Raw genomic sequence first — 15,722 nt, 5'->3', positions numbered from 1 at the left:
GGCGGGGCGGCTGGTCCTGTGTGCCCAGGATCGGAGCATTGACATCTTCATCCTGCGGGGTGGCGGGCGATGGCCTGTTTTGCAGCAATATTTCGCATTCTGGACTCTAACCATGCAAAAATGGTTATAAACCCCGAATCTAATGTTATATTATTTCAGTGGTTTATAACTATCGTTTTTTGACCTGCTGCTTCGTTGCAACAAATGTGACTGAATTGCAACAATGGAGCAATATTTTACTGACAGCCATGTCAGCTTCTTTACCCCGGCCCGCCTCGGCGGCAAGACATCGACATTGCTCTTTCTCCGTGCGGAGGCGCGCCAATCAAACTTCCGGGGCATCAGGAAGTCTGCCCAGAGCCGCTAGCCGAACGAATGGAGCTTTGTCCGGGCCAACCCTTGGCGGCTGGTCTCGCGCCTCGCGCGCAACAAAGGGGTGAACATGAAAACGAACCTTGCAAATGCATTGCGGCATGGTGCTGCGCCGCTGGTGATGAGCATCGCCATGCTGGCCGGTCCCGCCTATGCCCAACAGGCCTCCATCGTCGATGGTCCGCCGTCCGCCCCGGCCGCCCCGGTCGACACCTCGGCCACGATCGTGGTGACGGGCACGCGCATCGTCAACCCGAACCTGAAATCGGCGGCGCCGATCACCACGGTGTCGGCGATGGATCTCAAGGTGGCGGGTACGACCCGCACCGAAGACATCCTCAACCAGTTGCCGCAGGTCTTTGCCGCGCAATCCTCGACGCTGGCCAACGGCGCGAGCGGCACGGCCGAAGTCGACCTTCGCGGTCTTGGTCCCAAGCGCACGCTGGTGCTGATCAACGGCCGCCGCCTGATGGCGGGCGACCCCAGCCCGACCAGCAGCTCGGCCGCCGACCTTAACTTCATCCCCGCCTCGCTGATCAAGCGCGTCGACGTGCTGACCGGCGGCGCCTCGGCCACCTATGGCGCGGACGCGGTCGCGGGCGTGGTCAACTTTGTCATGGACAAGGACCTCAACGGCCTGCGCATTGACCTCAACGACGGCCTGTATCAGCACAACAATGGCTCGACCATGGTTCAGGGCCTGCTCAACGCGCGCACCGCGGCGGGCATTTCGGGCTATGACTATCCCACGGGCAACACCTGGGGCGGCAACAGCGTCGATGCCACGATTTCCTATGGCACCAAGTTTGCCGATGGCGCAGGCCATGTGATGGCCTATTTCGGCTATCGCCGCGCCAATGCGCTGCTCCAGTCCTCGCGCGATTTTTCCAAGTGCACGATCCAGAACCGCTCGAACAACCGTTCGGGCCTCCAGTGCGGCGGTTCGGCCACCTCGGCCAATGGTAACGCCTTCTACTTCACGCCCGGCAGCGGTTCGTCCTCGACCGTGGGCACGCTGGGCAACGGCACGTTCACGCCGGGCGCGCTGACCCGCTACAACTTTGCGCCGCTCAACTACTTCCAGCGCCCCGATCAGCGTTACACCGCCGGTCTGTTCGCCGATTATGAAATCAATTCGGCTCTGAAGCCTTACCTTGAATTCATGTTCATGGACGACCACACGGTGGCCCAGATCGCCCCCTCGGGTGACTTTGGCAACACGCAGACGATCAATTGCGACAACCCGCTGATGAGCGCGTCGCAGAAGTCGGAAATCTGCAACAGCGCCAATATGGTTATGGGCTATCTGGGCAATTACCCGGTGGTTCCGGCTGTCTATGCCACGTTCAATCCGACCACCCAGTCGCAGGTGACGCCGGCGGCCAATGCCAACACCGCCTTTTTCCAGCTTTTGCGCCGCAACGTCGAAGGCGGGCCCCGCATCAGCGATCTCCAGCACACCTCGTTCCGCACGGTGATCGGCTCGAAGGGCGATCTGGGGCATGGCTGGGCCTATGACGCCTATTTCCAGTATGGGCGCACCAACTATAACCAGATCTATTCGAACGAATTTTCGGCCCAGCGTCTGAACTATGCGCTCGACGTTGTGACCGGCCCCGCAGGTACGCCGGTGTGCCGCATTTCGCTCACCTATCCCTCGTCGGGCTGCGTTCCCTATAACATCTGGTCGGGCACGCCTTCGGCCGCCGCGCTCTCTTATCTGAGCGCCACCGGCTTCCAGAACGGCTATACCAGCCAGACCGTTCTGTCGGGCACGCTGACGGGCGACCTTGGCACCTATGGCCTGAAATCGCCGCTGGCCAGCGATGGCGTGAACATCGCGCTGGGTATTGAACGCCGCACCGAAAAGCTGGCGCTCAACACCGACACCTCGTTCCAGACCGGCGATCTGACCGGTCAGGGCGCGCCCACCCTGCCGATCAACGGCGGCTATCACGTCACCGAATTCCTCGGCGAAATCGCGGTGCCGGTGATTGACCGGATGCTGACCTTCAACGGTGGTTTCCGTTATTCGGATTACGCGATCAACAACGGCAAGGGTTACAAGACCGGCACCTACAAGCTGGAACTGGACTTTACCCCGATCGAGGATATCCGCATCCGCGCCAGCCTCAACCGCGCGGTGCGTGCGCCCAACATTCAGGAACTGTTCCGCGCCAACTATGTCGGCCTCGATGGCGTGACCGATCCTTGTGCGGGCCATGCTATTCTGGCTTCGGAAACCGGCTGTCTGGCGCAGGGCCTGCGTGTGGGACAGACCGTGGCAACGAACCCGGCAGCGCAATATAACGGCTATCTGGGCGGCAATGCCAACCTGCAGCCGGAAAAGGCCACGACCAAGACTGTCGGCGTGGTGCTCACCCCGCATATGGTTCCGGGTCTGTCGCTGAGCGTTGACTATTTCGATATCAAGATCAACCAGGCCATTCAGGCCTATGGCGCCGACGCGATTCTGGGGGCTTGCAACTCGGGCAGCACGCTGGCCTGCGGTCTGGTCAAGCGCAATGCGGCCGGGTCGCTGTGGCTGTCCTCGGACGGTTATGTCGTCGATCTTGACAACAACGTGGGCTGGGTCAAGACCGCCGGCTTTGAAGTCAACGCCAGCTATTCGAAGAACCTGGGCGTCTGGGGCAAGATCAGCGCCAACCTGACCGGGACGGCGCTGAGCGAAAAGTCGACCTATAACGGCCTTTCGCCTGCCTATGACTGCGCCGGCTATTATGGTTCCACCTGCGGCGTTCCGGCGCCCAACTGGCGCCACAAGGCCCGCATCACCTGGTCGACGCCCAAGAACATCGATGTGTCGCTGACCTGGCGTTATGTCGGTTCGGTCAAGGTGGAAGGCATGAACCCCTCGGCCACCCTCGCCGCCTCGGATTACAGCCTGTATAACAACAAGCTGCCGGCGATGAACTACATCGACCTGTTCCTGACGGGCAAGGTGACCAAGGGCCTGTCGGTTCGTGCGGGTGTCAACAACCTGTTCGACAAGGATCCGCCGCTGGTTTCCTCGGGCGGCACGGGCGTGGCCAGCGCCTGCGCCTCGGTCTATTGCAATGGCAATACCTATCCGGGCGTGTATGACTCGCTGGGTCGCTATCTGTTTGTTGGCGCGACGGTCAATTTCTGATCCTTTGGCGCTAACGTGATCGGCAGCGGCGGCTTCTCCTTCGGGAGGGGCCGCCGTTTGCTTATGATAGAAGGGGAATTTGCGTGAGCCTTGATGCCGGCGGGATGACACAGGCCGATGAGCAGGAGACGATCCGTCAGATTGTCACCCTTGCGCGGGCCGGGCGGATGGACGATGCCTCGGTTGCCGTGCGCCGCGCCGCCGCGCGTGGGGCGGGCGGGCCGGTGTTTGCCGCGCTGGCCGGGGCGGTGGAGTTTCATCGCGGGCAATTTGCCGATGCCATCCCCCATCTGCGCGCCGCCCATCATGCCCAGCCTGCCGACAATACGGTGCGCGCCAATCTGGCCGAGGCGCTTTATCGCACCGGGGCCGGGGATGCGGCGCTGGCGCTGTGTGAAGAGGGCGCGGCGCGGGCGGATCGGTCTTTGCGGCTGGCGCGGATCGGCGGCCATCTGGCGCAGGAGGCGGGGGATTTCGCCCGCGCGGCGGTGCTCTACCGCATCGCTCTGGCGGGCGATGGGCGCGACTGGTCGGGGTGGAACAATCTGGGCAATGCGCTGTCTGCGCTGGAGGATTGGGAAGGGGCGATTGCGGCGCTGCGCCGGGCGGCTGAACTGGTGCCCGATTCCGCGCCGGTGCGGCTTAATCTGGGCAAGACCCTGATCGAGGCCGGGCATGGCGAGGAAGGCGAGGCAATGCTGCGCGCGCTGTTGCGCGAATTTCCGCAGGAGGCCGCGCCCCATTACGCGATGTTTGATGTGCTGCGCGGGGCGGGGGATGCCGACGGGGCGCATCGCGCAATTGCCGAGGCCGCCCGTCTGGCCCCCGAAGATGCCCAGATTCAGGCCGATTTTGGCCAACATGCCGCCATGATGGGCCTGTTCGACGAGGTGGAGGCCCCCCTGCGTAAGGCTTTGGCGATCGACCCTTCGATTGCGCAGGCATGGGTCGCTCTGGCCAGCCTGTTGGAGCGGGTGAACCGCGAGGATGAGATCGAGCCTTTGCGCGCGGAGGCTGCGGGCCATGTCGATCCCGCCTCGCTCTCCTTTATCGACGCGCTGCGCCACAAACGCGCTCATCGCTATGACGAGGCGCTGGCCGCGCTGGAGGCGGCGGGCGAGGATAAGGTGAGCGCAGCGCAGCGGTATCACCTGCGCGGGGTGCTGCTCGACCGGCTGGGGCGCTATGACGAGGCCTTTGCCGCCTTTGCCGCGATGAATGCCGAATTTGCCGCCGACCCGACCGATCCGCGCGGGCGCGGGGCGCGCTATCGCGCAGAGATTGACGAGGGCGCGGCCTTGCTCACCCCGGCATGGCGGGCAGGGTGGGGGGCGTTCACGCCCACGCCCACACGCCCCGCGCCGATCTTCCTGCTGGGCTTTCCGCGTTCGGGCACGACCCTGCTCGACACGATGCTGATGGCCGAGCCGCGCGTGCGCGTGCTGGAGGAAGCGCCGATTATCGCCGAGATCGAGGCGCAACTGGGGGGCATCGCCGCCCTGCCGGGTCTGAGCGCGGATCAGATCGAGGAGGCGCGCGCGCTCTATTTCGCCCGCGCCGGCGCATTGGCCGATCTGGCGCCCGACAGCATCGTGCTGGACAAGCATCCGATGCATCTGCGCCATGCGCCCACCATCGCCCGCCTGTTTCCCGAAAGCCGGTTTATCCTTGCCCTGCGCCACCCTTGCGATGTGGTGCTTTCCTGCTGGCTGACCAATTTCCGGCTGAACAATGCCATGGCCAGTTTCCTCGATCTGGAGGATGCCGCCGCGCTGTATGAGGCCGCCTTTGGCCAGTGGGAAAAGGCGCGCGCGTTGCTGGACCTGCCGGTGGGCGAGGTGGTCTATGAACGGCTGGTCGAGGACAAGGACGCCGAATTGCGGCCCCTGTTCGACTGGCTGGGGCTGGACTGGCCAGAGGGCGGGGTGGATCACCGCGAGGCGGCCCGCGCGCGCGGCACCGTCATCACCGCCAGCTATGCGCAGGTGACCGAGCCGATCTACAAGCGCGCCGCCGGGCGCTGGCGGCGCTATGAGGCGCATCTGGCCCCGGTGGCCGCGCGCCTTTCGGGCTGGATCGAACGCTTTGGCTATGGCGAGGCGCCGCAGGCATGAGCACTGTCGAGGCCATGGTTCGTGCGGGCGATCTGGCCGGGGCGGCCAACCGGCTTGAACAGGATCTGGACCGCGAACCCAGCCTGACGCTCTATCTGCAACTGGCAGGCCTGCGCCGGGCTTTGCGCCAACCGCATCGGGCCTTGCGCGCGGTCGAGGCTGGGCTGGCGCTGGCGCCGCTGGACTTTATGGCATTGTGCATGCGGGCCGGATTGCTGGAGAGCATCGGCGATCCGTCCGTGGGCCGCGCATGGGACGAGGCGCTGGCGCAGAGGCCGGAGGGGGATCTGCCGCCGCCGCTGCTGGCCGCGATGGCCCATGGCGAGAGTTTGCGCGACGCATGGCGGGCTGAGCGCGCCGCGAAAATGGCGCAGGCCACACGGGCCAGCGAAGCGGTCGGGGGCGATGAGGCATGGCGCATCGCCCGTTTCCGCAGCAACACCTTGCGCCACACCCGCCCCTATTATTCCGAGCCGACCCATTTCTTCTTTCCGGGTCTGAGCATGCGCGAATATCACCCGGCCGAGCGTTTTCCATGGCTGGCTGACCTTGCCGAGGCGACGCCCGCGATCCGCGAGGAAATGCTGGCCGTGATGCGTTCGGACCGCGCCGAACTGGCCCCCTATATCCAATATGCCGAGCATCAGGCGCTGCGCCAGTGGCAGCCCCTGAACCACAATCCCGACTGGACCGCGATCCATCTGATCCGCCGGGGCGAGATCGTGGCGGCCAATGCCGCGCAATGCCCGGTCACGATGGATCTGCTCTCGCGCATGCCCCAGCCCGATATTCCCGGCGCCTCGGCCAATGCGCTGTTTTCCCTGCTGGCGCCCCATACGGCCATTCCGCCCCATGTGGGGGTCAATAATGCGCGGCTGCTGTGCCATGTGCCGCTGGTGGTGCCCGATGGCTGCTGGTTCCGGGTGGGGGCCGAAACGCGGATGTGGCGTGAGGGCGAGCCTTTCGTGTTCGACGACACGGTCGAGCATGAGGCGATGAACCCCAGCGACCATCTGCGCGTGGTGATGATTTTCGACATCTGGCACCCGGATCTGACGCCGGGGGAACGCGACGCCGTGCGCGCCATCGTGGCGCAGGAAACTGCGGCCGGTAATTTGGGCTAAACAAGGAGCAGTGTGATGAAGCATCGTTGGATGGTGATGGCGGCGTCTCTGGCGATGATTCCCGCCGCGTCGGGGGCGCAGACGGTGTTTGACGCGCCTTCGCCGCTGCCGTTCCACGCGCCCGATTTTTCGCGCATCAAGGACGGTGATTTCCAGCCCGCCATCGAGCGCGGCATCGCCCTGCGCCGGGCCGAAATCGCCAAAATCGCCGCCAATCCCGCCGCCCCCACCTTTGCCAACATGATCGAGGCGATGGAGCGTTCGGGCCAGATGCTGGACCGCGTGATGCAGGTGTTTTCTGCGCTGACCGGGGCCAACACCAATGACACGTTGGACGAGGTGGACCGCATCACCTCGCCCAAGCTGGCGGCGCTCAATGACGAGGTGGCGCTCAATGCGAAACTCTTCGCCCGCGTCAAGGTGCTGCATGACAAGGCTGCGGGCCTCAAGCTCTCGCCCGTCCAGCGCCGCCTGCTCGATCGCACCTATGAGGGCTTTACCCATAGCGGCGCGCTGCTGGACGAGGCGGGCAAGACGCGGCTGAAAGCGATCAACCAGCGGCTTGCCACTCTCTCGACCGAATTTTCGCAGCAATTGACGGCGGGCACGCGCGAGGCAGCGCTGGTGGTCAAGGATAAGGCGGCGCTGGCGGGCCTGTCCGAGGGCGAAATCGCGGCGGCGGCCAAGGCGGCGCAGGATAAGAAGCTGCCTGCCGGTTCCTATGTGCTGCCCTTGCAGAACACGACCCAGCAGCCGCAACTGGAAAGCCTGAGCGATCCGGCGACGCGCAAGGCTTTGTTCGAGGCGAGCTGGACCCGCAGCGAGCGGGGCGATGCCCATGACACGCGCGCGATGATCGCCGAAATGGCCCAATTGCGCGCCGAAAAGGCCAAGCTGCTGGGTTACAAGAACTTTTCCGACTATCAACTCTATGACCAGATGGCCAAGAACGGCGCCAATGCCCGCGCCTTCATGGCCAAGCTGGCCCCTGCGCTGCGCGCTGCGCAGGAGCGGCAGGTCAAGGAACTGGCCGCCCTGATCGCCAAGGATGGCGGCGACACCAGCGTCAAGCCGTGGGATTGGCAGAAATATGCCGCGCAAAGCCTGAAGGCCAAGCTCTCCTTTGATCCCGGCTCGGCCAAGCCCTATTTCGAGATCAACAAGGTGATGGAGGAGGGCGTTTTTTACGCCGCCAACCAGCTTTACGGCATCAGCTTCAAGCGCCGCACCGATCTGCCCGTCTATCAGGAGGATGTGCGCACCTACACCGTCTATGACAAGGACGGCAAGGAACTGGGCCTGTTCTATTGGGACCCGTGGAAGCGGGACAACAAGCAGGGCGGCGCATGGATGAGCAATTTCGTCGGCCAGTCGGGGATGATGGGCACCAAGCCGGTCATCTATAATGTCGAGAATTTCGCCAAGCCCGCCGCCGGACAGCCGCTGCTGGTCAGTTTTGATGATGTGATCACCATGTTCCACGAATTTGGCCATGCGCTGCACGGCCTGTTCTCGGACCAGTACTATCCCAGCATGTCGGGGGCCAACACGGCCCGCGATTTCGTCGAATTCCCCAGCCAGTTCAACGAGAACTGGGCCACCGACCCCAAGGTTCTGGCCCATTATGCGCACCATTATCAGACCGGCGCGCCGATGCCGGCGGCCATGGTGGAAAAATTGAAAGACCTGCGCCGCATCGATCAGGGCTATGATCTGGGCGAGGTGGTGGCCGCCGCGATGCTGGATATGGACTGGCACGCGCTCTCGGCCGATGCGCCGCGTCAGGATGTCGATGCGTTTGAGGCCAAGGCGCTGGCCGCCACGGGGCTGGACACGGCTCATGTCCCGCCGCGCTATCGCTCCAGCTATTTCCGCCACATCTGGGCCAATGACTATGCCAGTGCCTATTACGCCTATCTGTGGACCCAGATGCTGGATCATGACGCCTATGACTGGTTCGTCCACCATGGCGGCCTGACCCGCGCTAATGGCGATCGTTTCCGCGCTTTGGTGCTCTCGCGCGGGTCGTCGCTGGATTATGCGGCCATGTACAAGGGCTTCACCGGGCGCGATCCTTCGGTCACGCCGATGCTGCGCGCCAAGGGCCTGATCGACTGAAATTCCCCCTATCAGAAGGTTTGAGACATGAAATATTCGCCTTTGCTGGCCGCTTTTCTGTTGGGCGCGGCTGCGCCTGCCTTGGCGGCCGCCCCTGCTGCCAAAGTGCCCGCGATCAAGGTGCCGCCGATTGACGTGGCGCTGATGAAGGACACGGTCAAAACGCTCTCGGCCGACGATATGGAAGGGCGCGGCCCCTCCACCGCCGTTGAGCCGAAAGTGCTGGATGCGATCATTGCGCGCTTCAAGGCGGCGGGGCTGAAGCCGGGCGGCGAAAAGGGCGGATGGCTGCAGACCGTGCCCACCGTCGAAATGACCGTGACGCAAAGCAGCCCGCTGACCATCGGCGGCATCGGTTTTGTGCGGGGCAGCGATTTTGTCGCCACCAGTTTCCGCCATGTGCCCCATACCGAGATCAAGGACAGCGATCTGGTCTTTGTCGGCTATGGCATCAACGCGCCCGAACTGGGCTGGAACGATTACGCGGGCGTGGACATGCACGGAAAGGTGGCCGTGATCCTGATCAACGACCCCGATTATGCCGCCAAGGACGAGGTAGGCCTCTTCAAGGGCCGCCGCATGACCTATTATGGGCGCTGGACCTATAAATATGAGGAAGCGGCCCGTCAGGGCGCGCGCGCGGCGTTGATCGTGCATGATACCTATCCGGCCGCCTATGGCTGGAATGTGGTGCAGTCGAGCTGGTCGGGTTCGGAATATTATGTAGCGCGGCCCGACAATGCGATGGACCAGACCGAGGCCAACGGCTGGATCCAGATGGGCGTGGCGAAGAAGGTCTTTGCTGCGGCGGGCAAGGATTTTGCCGCCCTGTCCGAAGCGGCCAAGCAAAAGGGCTTCAAGGCCGTTCCGCTGGGGCTCAAGGCCAGCCTCTCGTTTGACAGCACGCTGCGCCGGTCCGAATCGCACAATGTCGTGGGCATCCAGAAGGGCCGCGTGAAGCCCGATGAGGTGGTGCTTTATTCGGCGCATTGGGATCACCTGGGGCATTGCGAAAAGGACGCCAAGGGCGACGGCATCTGCAACGGCGCGGTGGATAATGCGACCGGTGTGGGCGCGCTGGTGGCGCTGGCCAAGGCCAATGTGAAGGCAGGCCCGGCGCGGCGCAGTCAGGTCTTTGTGGCGCTCACGCTGGAGGAATCGGGCCTGCTGGGCAGCGAATTCTATGGCCAGAACCCGCTCTATCCGCTGGCGAAAACGGTGGGCGGGGTGAATATGGACGCGCTGGCCCCGATCGGGCGCGCGCGCAATTACGCGATGACGGGGGGCGACAAATCCGACCTCACCGGCATTTTCCGCGCCGTGCTCAAGCAGGAAGGGCTGTATGAAAGCCCCGAGGACCATTCCGAACGCGGCCACTACTACCGCTCGGACCACTTCAGCCTCGCCAAGCGCGGCGTGCCCATGTTCGACATTGCGCGCGGGCAGGACCTGTTTGCCGGCGGCGCCAAGGCGGGCGCATTGGCCACCGAGGACTATGTCGAGCATCGCTATCACCAGCCCTCGGACGAATATTCGGACACGTGGGACTGGTCGGGCATCACGCAGGACGTGAAGGTCTTTTACAAGCTGGGGCGCACTCTGGCCGATGGGGCGATGTGGCCCAACTGGCACAAGAGTGATGAGTTTCGCGGGATTCGCGATGCGAGTTTGAAGGCGGGAAAATAAGGGGTTTAAGGTGCCTCCGGCGGGCAAAGGGACTCGGTCCCTTTGCAATCCCGTTAATGGGGTGGAGGTCGGCCCGGCGGTGTTTGGGACTGGTGTTTGTAAAGCCTGCGGCGCGGACAGCGATGCCTTTACCGCGCGGCGGGCTTTATTCCTGAAACGCTGCGTCTGATACCTGACGCCGAACCCTTGGCGCGACAAAGACAGTCATGGGAGCGCGAGGGAGCAACCGATTTGTCTCGACAAATCGGCCATCTGGAAAACCACCCCTCGCATCTTCAACCTTCCTTCAAATTCCAGACACGAAAAAGCCCGGCGGAGAATCCCCCACCGGGCTTTTTCACATCAACCCAACGGGCCGATTAAGCGGCGACAGCGGCCTTCTTGGCCAGCTCGCGCTTCACCTTGACGGCGCGCGGGCTGAGCTTGTCGTCGGAGCTCTTGAGCAGCCAGTTGTCGAGGCCGCCCACGTGTTCCACCGAGCGGAGGCCGTGGGTCGAGACGCGGAACTTGAAGCTGCGGTCAAGACCTTCCGACAGAAGCGTGACGTTCTGCAGGTTGGGCAGGAACACGCGCTTGGTCTTGTTGTTGGCGTGGCTGACGTTGTGGCCGACCTGGCGGCCTTTGCCAGTCAGTTCGCAAATACGGGACATGGGTGCTACTCGCTTAAGAAAGAATCCGATGACCCGCATAAAAGGCGGGTGAGGGGGCGCGCATAACGATTCGTGTGGAAAAGGTCAAGTTGCCTTGGACCTTTCGCTGCGCTAGCCCTTGTCTTTATGACGCGATGGCCACTTCCCGCCCCGATGCGCCGGGCTTTTGACGAGGCGCGGGCCGCCGCGGACGCCGGAGAAGTGCCGATCGGCGCGGTGGTGGTCAAGGACGGCATGATCATTTCGGCCGCCCATAATCTGCCCCGTACCCAATGCGACCCCACCGCCCATGCCGAAATGCTGGCGATTCGCGCGGCGGCCCGCGCGCTGGGCAATGAACGACTCGACGGCTGCGATCTGTGGGTCTCTCTCGAACCCTGCGCGATGTGCGCGGGCGCGATCGTCCATGCGCGCATCGCCCGCCTCTATTATGCCGCAGCAGACCCCAAGGGCGGCGCTGTGGCCCATGGCGGGCGGATCTTTGACCAGCCCACCTGCCTGCACCGCCCAGAAGTCTATTCCGGCATGGGCGAGGATGAGGCGGCCGGGATGCTGCGGGATTTCTTTGCGGCCCGCCGTTAGAGCGGCTTGCGGCTGGTCGGGATGATGAACAAGTCGCTGCTCGACGGCGCGGGGCAGGCCTTGGGCACAAAGCTGCCCTTTTCGATGCCCTTGGGTTCGAAGCAGAGATGGACCTGTTTCAGCCAAACTTTGCCCGAACCGTCGGCGGCGGGCATGGTCTGGACCTGAATGGCCTTTTCATTGTCCTTGAACATCGGATTGGCGTCGACAAAGGCGTGGATCACCGCGTCCGACACCATCCGCCCGTCCTTGGCCAGTTTGTAGAGATCAGGCTTTTTCAGCTTGGCATAGAGCCGCGCCGCACTTTGCCAATAGGCGCCGCCGCTGGTCCATGGGCCGCAGGCGCCGTGCTTTTTCCACTCATGCATCTGCGTTGCGGCCGAGGGCATGATGCACAGATGTTTCTGCAATTGCGGCAAAGTGGGCGCGGGGGCCTTGGTCGCGCACCATTGCGGCCAGTTGCCCCCATCGGTTTCGCCCCAGAGGCCATGGACGACGAGGCCGAAGGGCGGCTTGTCCTGTCCGCATTGCAGCTTGTCGCCCGGATCTTTCAGCGGCCCCTTGAGGCCCGCGCAATAGGACGGGGTCCAGCTCATGACAAAGCTGTAGACATTGATCGGGTGCTTCGCCACCGGCTTGACCGGCTCTGCGGCGGGGCGCGAGATCTTGGGCAAGGCGCCCACTTGGGCTGCAACGCATTGCTGCGCCATGGCCTGCGCCGGGATCAGCGAAAGGGCAAGCGTGGTCAGGATCAGACGCATTCACACCTCCTGGAAATCAAGGCCGATGTCGGCGGCGGGCGCGCTTTGGGTCAGGCGGCCCACCGAGACGTAATCCACGCCCGAGGCGGCAATCGCCCCGATCGTATCGAGCCGCACGCCGCCGCTGGCCTCGCAACGCGCGCGGCCGGAAACCTGCGCCACGGCGCGCGCCAGCATTTCAGGGCCCATATTGTCGAGCAGCAGATGCGTCGCGCCCGCCTCCAGCGCCGGTTCGATCTGGTCGAGATGATCGACCTCGCAGATGATGTTGGCGATGCCTGCCGCCTTGGCGCGGGCAACCGCAGGACCGACCCCGCCCGCGATGGCGACATGGTTGTCCTTGATCATTGCCGCGTCCCACAGGCCCATGCGGTGGTTGGTGGCCCCGCCCATGCGCGTGGCATATTTCTCCAGCACACGCAGGCCCGGAATGGTCTTGCGCGTGTCGAGCAGGGTGGCGCCTGTATTCCCCATCGCGTCGACATATTCCCGCGTCATCGTGGCAATGCCTGAAAGGTGCTGCACGGTGTTGAGCGCGCTGCGCTCGGCCGTCAGCAGCGCGCGGCCCATGCCGGTGATGCGCATCAGATGGGTGCCGGGCGCCACGCGGTCGCCATCGGCCACCAGCAGTTCGATTTGCGCATCAGGATCAAGATGGCGGAAAAAGGCCGCCGCGATGGGCAGGCCCGCCACCGTGATCGCATCGCGGCTGTCCATCACGCCGATAAAGCGCGCGTCGGCCGGGATTACGCTTTCGCTGGTCACATCATGCCCACCGCCGGGCCAGCCTTCGCCAAGATCCTCGGCGAGGGTGGAGCGGATGAAGGCGGGCAGGTCAAAGCCTTGGAGGGTGAAGGTCATGGGGGAAGGCTATAGAAGATGGATGATGCGAGGGTCTAGACCCTCGCGCTCCCTTTACTGTCTTTGTTGCGCCATGAGGGTGGCGTTGGGTGTCGGACGCGCCGTTTCAGAAATAAAGCCTGCGGCACGGTAAAGGTATCACTATCCGCGCCGCAGGCTCTAAAACCCATCGCGCTTCGCCGCCAAACAAGCGCCACCCATTAACGGGATTGCAAAGGGACAAGTCCCTTTGCCCGCCGGAGGCAAACTACCCCCTAAAAATCAATGCACAAACCGCGCCACCACATCCCGATACGAGCGCGAAACCTTCACATCGGCCCCCGATTCCAGCACGAGGAAACATTCGCCATTGGTGTGGGGTTTGACCTGACGCACGAGGTTCAGGTTCACGATCCACGAGCGATGCACCCGCTGGAACACGCGCGGGTCGAGGCGGCGTTCGAGATCCTTCATCGTTTCGCGCAGGATCATCGAATTGTCGGCGGTATAGATCACCATATAATCGCCCGCGGCCTCGATGCGCTCGATGCTGTCGACATCGACGCGGAAGATCTGGCCGCGATCCTTGATGTTGAGCAGCTTTTCATAGCGGTCCGCGCCTGTATCGACGGGTTCATCCTCCATCGCGTCCATCGCATCGGGCGCCACTTCGGCCAGCACGTTTTTCAGCTTCTCGGCCTCTTCGGAGGCCCGCTTGTCGGCCAGACGCTGGCGCACGCGGTCGAGCGTATCGGCCAGGCGATCCTCGTCCACCGGCTTCATCAGATAGTTCACCGCATTGGCCTCGAACGCGCGCACGGCATGTTCCTGATAGGCGGTGACAAAGACGAAGAGCGGCGGTTCGATTTCCATCACGCCCTTGACCACGGCAAAGCCGTCGAAGCCGGGCATCTGGATGTCGAGGAAAACGAGGTCGGGCTTTTCGGTCTTGATCTTGCGGATCGCCTCACGGCCATTGTTGCAGGTGTCGATGATTTCCACATCGGGAAATTTTTGAAGCCGCAGTTGCAGGCCTTGGATGGCCAGCTTTTCGTCATCGACGAGAATGGTGCGGATGGTCATGCAATGGGATCCTGCTTGTTGCCGCATTTTGCGGATCGGGAGTCGTTGTAACTCCTTTTCCTTCACACCGCCAAGGCTGAACGTGGGGTGACCGATGCGGGCGCACTCGACGACTGGCGCTTTTCGAACGGTATTTCGATGGTAACGGCAAATCCGCCTTCGGGCGGCTCGTACATATCAAACCTGTGGCTGGTTCCATAGGCCTGGGCCAAACGGTCGCGGATATTGGCAAGGCCCACCCCGGTCGAGACCTGTTCGCGCCCGTCATAGGTGATGCCGCTGGACCGGTTTTCGGCATTTTGCGCGGTCATGCCCGGCCCGGTGTCGGACACGGTGATGCGCAGATTTTGCCCCAGCAGGCCCGCCGCAATGGTGATTTCGGCGCCCGATTCCTGCGGGCTGACGGCATATTTGATCGCGTTTTCGACCAAAGGCTGCAGCAGCAGCGAGGGCAGCAGCCCTTCCTTGCAGGCCTCGTCAATGCGGAAGGTGGTGCGCAGCCTTTCCTCAAACCGCATCCGCTCGATATCCAGATAGAGTTTGAGCGTCTCGACCTCCTGCGCCACGGTCACGCGCCCGGTGGGCGGATTGATCAGCGTATAGCGCAGGAAGGAGGACAGCCGGGTGAGCATCGCATTGGCCTGATCGGTCTGTTTGAGCAGGACCAGCGTGGAAATCGAATTCAATGTGTTGAACAGGAAATGCGGGTTGAGCTGATAGCGCAGCATGGCCAATTGCGCGCTGGTCGCCTGATTTTCCAGCCGCATCAACTGGTCATTCTGTTCCTCGATCCGCAGGAAAAAGTTGATCGCGTAATAGAGCGCCGACCATGCGCCGAGCAGCGTGGCGTCGAGATAAAACACGCCGATGAACAATTGCGCGAAACTGGCGATGCTGTCGGGCCGATAGAGCGCGATCACCCAGCCATCCATGAAGGCATAGAGCGACACCGCAAAAGGCAGCACCACCATCGTCACGCCCCATGTCAGCAAGGGGCGCTGGCCGATCAGCTGATGATAGACCACCGCCAGCAGGAGCGAGATCGAAAAGCCCGTGATCGTGGCGATCAGCACCAGCACCAGAAAGCTGGCCGGCTGGTTGTTGGCCAGGCTGGACATCGCGCGCAGCAACATCGCGCCCGACCAGCCCAGCATCTGCAATCGCCAGAACGCCTTGTTCTTATTGGCAAAAAAGGGTGAGGGGCGAAAGGGAAGCACGGCCATGATGCGCTTTTATCGCAG

Annotated in this window: 11 protein-coding genes; 6 read left to right on the top strand and 5 right to left on the bottom strand. The window is 63.1% G+C overall.

All coding sequences use genetic code 11. The features are described 5' to 3' along the window. The first annotated feature begins 442 nt into the window (after positions 1 to 442). The 5 genes from PQ457_RS15610 (at position 443) to PQ457_RS15590 (ending at position 10,565) form a co-directional block, all read left to right on the top strand. Positions 443 to 3,523, top strand: a complete 3,081-nt coding sequence (locus PQ457_RS15610) for a TonB-dependent receptor plug domain-containing protein (protein WP_273617701.1) — start codon at positions 443 to 445, stop codon at positions 3,521 to 3,523. An 83-nt stretch (positions 3,524 to 3,606) separates the two neighbouring features. After that, complete coding sequence (locus tag PQ457_RS15605; protein WP_273617700.1) at positions 3,607 to 5,637, top strand: tetratricopeptide repeat-containing sulfotransferase family protein; 2,031 nt, start codon at positions 3,607 to 3,609, stop codon at positions 5,635 to 5,637. Beyond that, on the top strand, positions 5,634 to 6,761 hold the full coding sequence (locus tag PQ457_RS15600; protein WP_273617699.1) for an aspartyl/asparaginyl beta-hydroxylase domain-containing protein: 1,128 nt from the start codon (positions 5,634 to 5,636) through the stop codon (positions 6,759 to 6,761). Before PQ457_RS15605 ends, PQ457_RS15600 begins: the two co-directional genes overlap by 4 nt. 15 nt (positions 6,762 to 6,776) lie before the next feature. Next, a complete protein-coding gene (locus PQ457_RS15595) occupies positions 6,777 to 8,879 on the top strand; it encodes a M3 family metallopeptidase (protein ID WP_273617698.1) in 2,103 nt (700 codons plus the stop codon). A 27-nt stretch (positions 8,880 to 8,906) separates the two neighbouring features. Then, entirely contained in the window at positions 8,907 to 10,565 is a 1,659-nt protein-coding gene (locus tag PQ457_RS15590) for a M28 family metallopeptidase (protein WP_273617697.1), read from the top strand. Between the two features lie 359 nt (positions 10,566 to 10,924). On the opposite strand, the gene rpmB is transcribed toward PQ457_RS15590, so the two are convergent. Beyond that, complete coding sequence (gene rpmB / locus PQ457_RS15585; protein ID WP_168603311.1) at positions 10,925 to 11,215, bottom strand: 50S ribosomal protein L28; 291 nt, start codon at positions 11,213 to 11,215, stop codon at positions 10,925 to 10,927. Positions 11,216 to 11,341: 126 nt separating this feature from the next. Between rpmB and PQ457_RS15580 the strand changes: the two genes are divergently transcribed. Beyond that, positions 11,342 to 11,797, top strand: a complete 456-nt coding sequence (locus tag PQ457_RS15580; RefSeq protein ID WP_273617696.1) for a nucleoside deaminase — start codon at positions 11,342 to 11,344, stop codon at positions 11,795 to 11,797. Here PQ457_RS15580 and PQ457_RS15575 read toward each other — a convergent pair. From PQ457_RS15575 to PQ457_RS15560, 4 genes are all read right to left on the bottom strand, one after another. Continuing rightward, positions 11,794 to 12,558: a ribonuclease T2 family protein gene (locus tag PQ457_RS15575; protein WP_273617695.1), complete on the bottom strand. Its 765-nt coding sequence runs from the start codon at positions 12,556 to 12,558 to the stop codon at positions 11,794 to 11,796. The two genes, PQ457_RS15580 and PQ457_RS15575, sit on opposite strands and share 4 nt — an antisense overlap. Further along, the gene (nadC, locus tag PQ457_RS15570; protein ID WP_273617694.1) at positions 12,559 to 13,419 is read right to left on the bottom strand and encodes a carboxylating nicotinate-nucleotide diphosphorylase; all 861 of its coding nucleotides are present in this window, start codon (positions 13,417 to 13,419) and stop codon (positions 12,559 to 12,561) included. A gap of 261 nt (positions 13,420 to 13,680) precedes the next feature. Then, on the bottom strand, positions 13,681 to 14,481 hold the full coding sequence (locus PQ457_RS15565; protein ID WP_273617693.1) for a LytR/AlgR family response regulator transcription factor: 801 nt from the start codon (positions 14,479 to 14,481) through the stop codon (positions 13,681 to 13,683). A 62-nt stretch (positions 14,482 to 14,543) separates the two neighbouring features. Then, positions 14,544 to 15,704: a sensor histidine kinase gene (locus PQ457_RS15560; RefSeq protein ID WP_273617692.1), complete on the bottom strand. Its 1,161-nt coding sequence runs from the start codon at positions 15,702 to 15,704 to the stop codon at positions 14,544 to 14,546. Positions 15,705 to 15,722 lie beyond the last annotated feature (18 nt).

The sequence above is a fragment of the Novosphingobium humi genome, from assembly GCF_028607105.1.
Taxonomy (GTDB): Bacteria; Pseudomonadota; Alphaproteobacteria; order Sphingomonadales; family Sphingomonadaceae; genus Novosphingobium; species Novosphingobium humi.
Note: the sequence above shows the minus strand (reverse complement) of the source record. Positions and strands in the feature narration are given on the sequence as shown.

Bases quoted from the DNA above. Each gene is read 5' to 3' on its own strand.
- PQ457_RS15575 (WP_273617695.1), bottom strand. From the start codon at position 12,558: ATGCGTCTGATCCTGACCACGCTTGCCCTTTCGCTGATCCCGGCGCAG.
- PQ457_RS15565 (WP_273617693.1), bottom strand. From the start codon at position 14,481: ATGACCATCCGCACCATTCTCGTCGATGACGAAAAGCTGGCCATCCAA.
- nadC (WP_273617694.1), bottom strand. From the start codon at position 13,419: ATGACCTTCACCCTCCAAGGCTTTGACCTGCCCGCCTTCATCCGCTCC.
- PQ457_RS15610 (WP_273617701.1), top strand. From the start codon at position 443: ATGAAAACGAACCTTGCAAATGCATTGCGGCATGGTGCTGCGCCGCTG.
- rpmB (WP_168603311.1), bottom strand. From the start codon at position 11,215: ATGTCCCGTATTTGCGAACTGACTGGCAAAGGCCGCCAGGTCGGCCAC.
- PQ457_RS15600 (WP_273617699.1), top strand. From the start codon at position 5,634: ATGAGCACTGTCGAGGCCATGGTTCGTGCGGGCGATCTGGCCGGGGCG.
- PQ457_RS15580 (WP_273617696.1), top strand. From the start codon at position 11,342: ATGACGCGATGGCCACTTCCCGCCCCGATGCGCCGGGCTTTTGACGAG.
- PQ457_RS15590 (WP_273617697.1), top strand. From the start codon at position 8,907: ATGAAATATTCGCCTTTGCTGGCCGCTTTTCTGTTGGGCGCGGCTGCG.
- PQ457_RS15560 (WP_273617692.1), bottom strand. From the start codon at position 15,704: ATGGCCGTGCTTCCCTTTCGCCCCTCACCCTTTTTTGCCAATAAGAAC.
- PQ457_RS15595 (WP_273617698.1), top strand. From the start codon at position 6,777: ATGAAGCATCGTTGGATGGTGATGGCGGCGTCTCTGGCGATGATTCCC.